Source organism: Acetivibrio sp. MSJd-27 (genome assembly GCF_018918095.1).
Classification (GTDB): Bacteria; Bacillota; Clostridia; order UMGS1840; family HGM11507; genus HGM11507.
This window is the reverse complement of the sequence record NZ_JAHLPV010000072.1, coordinates 1-4,309: the sequence shown is the minus strand read 5'-3', so window position 1 is coordinate 4,309 and position 4,309 is coordinate 1. Positions and strand designations below refer to the sequence as shown.

At 35.8% G+C, this 4,309-nt stretch carries 7 protein-coding genes; all 7 read right to left on the bottom strand.

Features of this window, described 5'->3' with window-relative positions; translation table 11 throughout:
- Positions 1-405 precede the first annotated feature (405 nt).
- On the bottom strand, positions 406-1,164 hold the full coding sequence (locus tag KQI32_RS12965) for a class I SAM-dependent methyltransferase (RefSeq protein ID WP_216426002.1): 759 nt from the start codon (positions 1,162-1,164) through the stop codon (positions 406-408).
- 851 nt (positions 1,165-2,015) lie between these two features.
- Positions 2,016-2,270 carry an HTH domain-containing protein gene (locus tag KQI32_RS12960; RefSeq protein ID WP_216426000.1) on the bottom strand — a complete coding sequence of 85 codons (255 nt, stop codon included), beginning with the start codon at positions 2,268-2,270 and terminating at the stop codon, positions 2,016-2,018.
- A 49-nt stretch (positions 2,271-2,319) separates the two neighbouring features.
- Entirely contained in the window at positions 2,320-2,565 is a 246-nt protein-coding gene (locus KQI32_RS13715) for a hypothetical protein (protein WP_374197088.1), read from the bottom strand.
- A gap of 59 nt (positions 2,566-2,624) precedes the next feature.
- Positions 2,625-2,846 (bottom strand): KilA-N domain-containing protein, encoded by a 222-nt coding sequence (locus KQI32_RS13710; RefSeq protein WP_374197090.1) that lies wholly within the window; start codon positions 2,844-2,846, stop codon positions 2,625-2,627.
- Between the two features lie 100 nt (positions 2,847-2,946).
- Positions 2,947-3,078, bottom strand: a complete 132-nt coding sequence (locus KQI32_RS13705) for a KilA-N domain-containing protein (protein ID WP_374197089.1) — start codon at positions 3,076-3,078, stop codon at positions 2,947-2,949.
- A gap of 690 nt (positions 3,079-3,768) precedes the next feature.
- Entirely contained in the window at positions 3,769-4,059 is a 291-nt protein-coding gene (locus KQI32_RS12950) for a hypothetical protein (protein ID WP_216425998.1), read from the bottom strand.
- Between the two features lie 164 nt (positions 4,060-4,223).
- A partial coding sequence (locus tag KQI32_RS12945) for an IS3 family transposase (protein ID WP_216426003.1) occupies positions 4,224-4,309 on the bottom strand: 86 nt, incomplete at its 5' end.

Sequence of the window (4,309 nt, the reverse complement as noted above, 5' to 3'; positions counted from 1 at the left end):
CTTTTGCTTTGCGTGCGATTTCCTCCGGCGTTCTTTTTCTTCTTGGCATAGTAAAACCTCCAAACTCAGTATTTATTATATACCTGTTTGGAGGTTTACACAATCTTTGTAAAAGACTCTTTGGAAATGGAGATTCATTACATCCGGCGATGCACATAATCGTCGGATGTATGTTATTACGCTCGCAAAGGCAGATTAACCTCTGTTTTTACTCCACTATGTTACACACTAGAGGTCAATAAGTCTTGCAAGTAAAGGCTTTTCAGATACTAAAACTATTAGGGCAAGTTATTTATACCTTTTCCCTCATTTCTGTCTTTTACAGAAAGAACGGTTTTTGCTTGGTTGAGAGTATCCCAAGCCCTTAAGCAAATTAAAATTTGTTCCTTCTGCTTCTAAATATCATCAAAGAGGCTTTTTCGTCAAGTACATCTCATATGTGTCAAGAAATATAACCTTTCCTCCCGTTTCATTTACTGCACCTCTAATACCGTCATAAAAATTACTCTTATATGGTTCAGAAAGTACAATATGGTCACAATGTGTTCCGCAAAAGGCAACATATTCATCTGTTGTAAGCTCTCGCTTACCATGATATTCACGCTTTTCAAAACCTACATACCCATAATTTACAGCATTTGAATAAACAAACGAACCATGTTTATATTCTATATCGGGTTTAAAATAAGCAGAATAAACTTGCTGTATCTTATTGTAAAGTTTTTCGTTCGGCGTTTTATAGTCCGCTTTTGTTAAAAGCATTGCAAGTACTCCGCCTGGCTTTAATAAATCAAACGTTTTCTGAAAGGCTATATCCTCTGGAATCCATTGTATGGTTGCTGCGGAATAAATCATATCAAATTTCTGATTTCCAAAATCATGTGCGATAAAGTCAGCGTTAACAATATCAAAGTTTGTACACTTTCCATACTTGCTTTTCATCATATCAGTCAAATGCTCGCCAAGTTCAATAGCATGATAAGAACATCCAGTATTTAAAATAGGTTCTGTAGCCTTTCCCGTTCCCGGACCGAGTTCCAATACTTTCTTGCCTGGTTTAATCTCTGCATAGGAAATCAAATCTGCAAACAATTCCTCACTATATCGAGGCCTGTACTTATCAAACTGTTCTGGAATTGTATCGAATATTTTTCTAAACTCCATGATTTTCACCTCGTATTCAATAAGGGCTTGTCCCGTCATTCAACGAGGATAAGAACACTGCATAGCAGTGCCGCAGTCAGCGGGAGTACAATCTCCCGCTGACTGCGGATATGGAGCCCGCCGCCTTAAAAAGCGGGAGACATCTTGCCCGCAGTTATAAACAGTAGTATTTATAGCCCTTCTTCAATGTCTGTATGCTATACTATTAGAGATACTGTGGGTTGATTCTATTCTCCTACCAGTCAATAGTTTTAGAAAGACTCCAACACACTCCCTTTGTATATTTGTTAATCAGTTAGAGACCGCATGACAGCTTATTCAGAACGATGTTACAATAATCAAAACCACAATTATGCCAGAATATAAGAAACGAAGAGATATGTTTCTTTCGTAATGACCGTCAATAATCCTTTTTTCAATGCAGAAAGCAATAAGGAATCAAACTCTTGTTTTGCCCTCGCATCCACCTTTTCCCAAAGCATTTTACCTAGATGGATGAAGGGCAATTCCATTTTTGCCGATATTTTTTGACAAGATTGATTTACCCTGCCCAACCTCCCCATAACAAGAATTATTTTATTTTCATTCTTTCTGCATTTGTCTTGGGTGTAGTTCTCAATTATTGTAAAAGCATTCTAACAGAAATTGATTTAATGAATGTTTTCCATTCTTTTGTCGTTACCATTATATATACAAATCTATTATTAGTCAACTAGACAACAATAGATGTGCTTTTCCTTTTGTATCAGAAAATAAATATACAAAAAAATCCAACAGCCATATGCTATTGGATTTTTGTGGCTTTCGCGTTCATTATAGATGCAGGCACTTTTTTATTTATTCTATGCTAATTATCCTGTTTTTCTTGAGCCTTCTCGATCAAGTACACCAATTTCTTTAAGAGCATCAATATCTCTTTTTATTGTTCTCGAATTAACGCCTATATTTTTTGCTATATCCTCCATTGATACATTTTTGTTATCTGCAATGATTGAAACAATTTGTATCGCACGCTTGATTTTCTTCTGATCATAGTCCATAGACAACAATCTATCTCTAATGATTTTTTCCAATTTTATTGGGACATTATCTTCTTTTGTTCCCAACCCATACTTTTTGAGGAGTTTAAGATATTTCTCGCCGGGGTTGCACATGTCACTTCAAATATTTGCGGTTTTCAACTTCCTGCAACACCGACATTTGATGAATTGCTATTTGATTTAGCTTAATCAGCCTTTCAGACTGCGGAATATTCTCATTTATAAACATCGCATTAATATTTTCAAGGTTTGATAAACATATCAACTCGTTGATACTTGCATCATCACGTATGTTGCCCTTTTTATCCGGATTTTCACTTCTCCACTGCTTTGCCGTTTTACCGAACAACGCCATATTCAATACATCGGCTTCATCTGCGTATATTACAGATATCTGTGCAGTTGTAAGTTGAGCCGGTATCAGATTGTTTTTATAGCATTGGTATGTATCCTGTAATTTATTTTTGCTAACTCTCTCTTTGCCGACCAGCCAATCATCTTTTGTTCATCAGCTTTAAGTCTTTGAAATTCCTTTACAATATAAATCTTAAATTCGGGACTTATCCACATAGCAAACTCGAAAGCTATATCCTTATGAGCATATGTGCCGCCGTATCTTCCTGCTTTCGCAACAATTGATATCGCATTTGTTCGCTCTACGAATTCCTTAACACTTATTTTAAAACTATTAAGCCCTGAACGATTTGTAATAAGATTAAACTCATCAAAATTAAAATTTGGATTATAAACTTTCTCCCATGTGCCTATCTATATACTCCAAAGTGTTTCTATTTCTTAACCAATCGGTGATAAAGAAATCTCCGTCTTTGGCTTTCAGCATATCTGTGATACAAATAAAATCCTCATTGTTTATTTGCTATACCGCTATTTCAGTTCCATTAACCTGTATCTTTTTCATTATAACACCTTCTTTTTTAATTATGGCGAATTCGCCATAATTAAAATCTCAATTTAAAGCAACTCACATCCATGTTAGTAGTATACCATAAATTAAAACAAAAATCAATTCACGATATATACAATTTTTTTGTGTCGAATTTTTGCTTATCCCATAATTCGGATGATCCGCTTTGCATATCAATCACCGTCATATAGGTTTTCAAAACATTTTGCTATAATTCTTTTATAGAATTCCATCACAATAACATTTTGCATATGCTCATCAAAATGCGTATAAATGCCCGGTTTTCGGCTTTTGTATCTCAACACTCGTCTGAAATACATACAGAATAGTTCTTTGATGCTTTTGTTATATTTTATGCTTTCCGGAATGTATCTATATATCTCCTGCAAAATATATTGAGGCGAAAGCTTTGCACTTATAACCGCATATATCATAGTGCCTAACAGATTTGAGATATATGTTTCCCTGTCCTCGTGAACACACAGTTTAGGCAACAAAACATTAAAAGCATTATGCTTTTTAACAAGCATGTTCTCTATCTTTTTCTGCTGCATCGGGATTTCAGCGATATTTATGCTGCACACCGTTTCTATGCAGCTTGCCGCCGCACATTTTGTCTCGCATTCGTCCAAAACCGCCTCAAATTTCTCTTTTGTCATTTGTTCGGTTGTACGTCCTCCGGCTCCTCAAAAGTCCTGCAATTCGCCGCAAACTCGCACGGGCATCTACGACCTCATCGCCGTTATCTGACGCAGCCATATATGACGAAAGAATTATAAAATAATCATTTCCGTCTGCACAATCAAGCCTTTCTTTCAGCTCCATACACACATCATCGTTATCCCTTACAATTGCTTCCTTGCAGAAGTCGTCTATTGCGATCAGTAATTCAGTCAAAGACTCTGCTTTCAATATATCACGGATAGTCATACTTTTCTCTCCTTTCCGCAAACAAAAAAACAGCTCCGTGCAAGGGACTGCTTTTGATCTTTATTTTTTCTTTTTGTTTTTATGTTTGAGTGTCGGTTCATTATTTGCCTGGGCATAGTTTAACTGCTCTTTTTGTACTGACCCCAAAAAGTTAGACAAAATTTTCAAGCTACACAACAGGATTGAAGTCTGAATTGAACCGGACTCAATCCTTTTAATTTTGCTTTAATTCTTTTATTATTATAGTACC

Excerpts from the sequence above, each read along its gene's own strand:
- KQI32_RS12965 (WP_216426002.1), bottom strand. The coding sequence starts at position 1,164 with ATGGAGTTTAGAAAAATATTCGATACAATTCCAGAACAGTTTGATAAG.
- KQI32_RS12950 (WP_216425998.1), bottom strand. The coding sequence starts at position 4,059 with ATGACTATCCGTGATATATTGAAAGCAGAGTCTTTGACTGAATTACTG.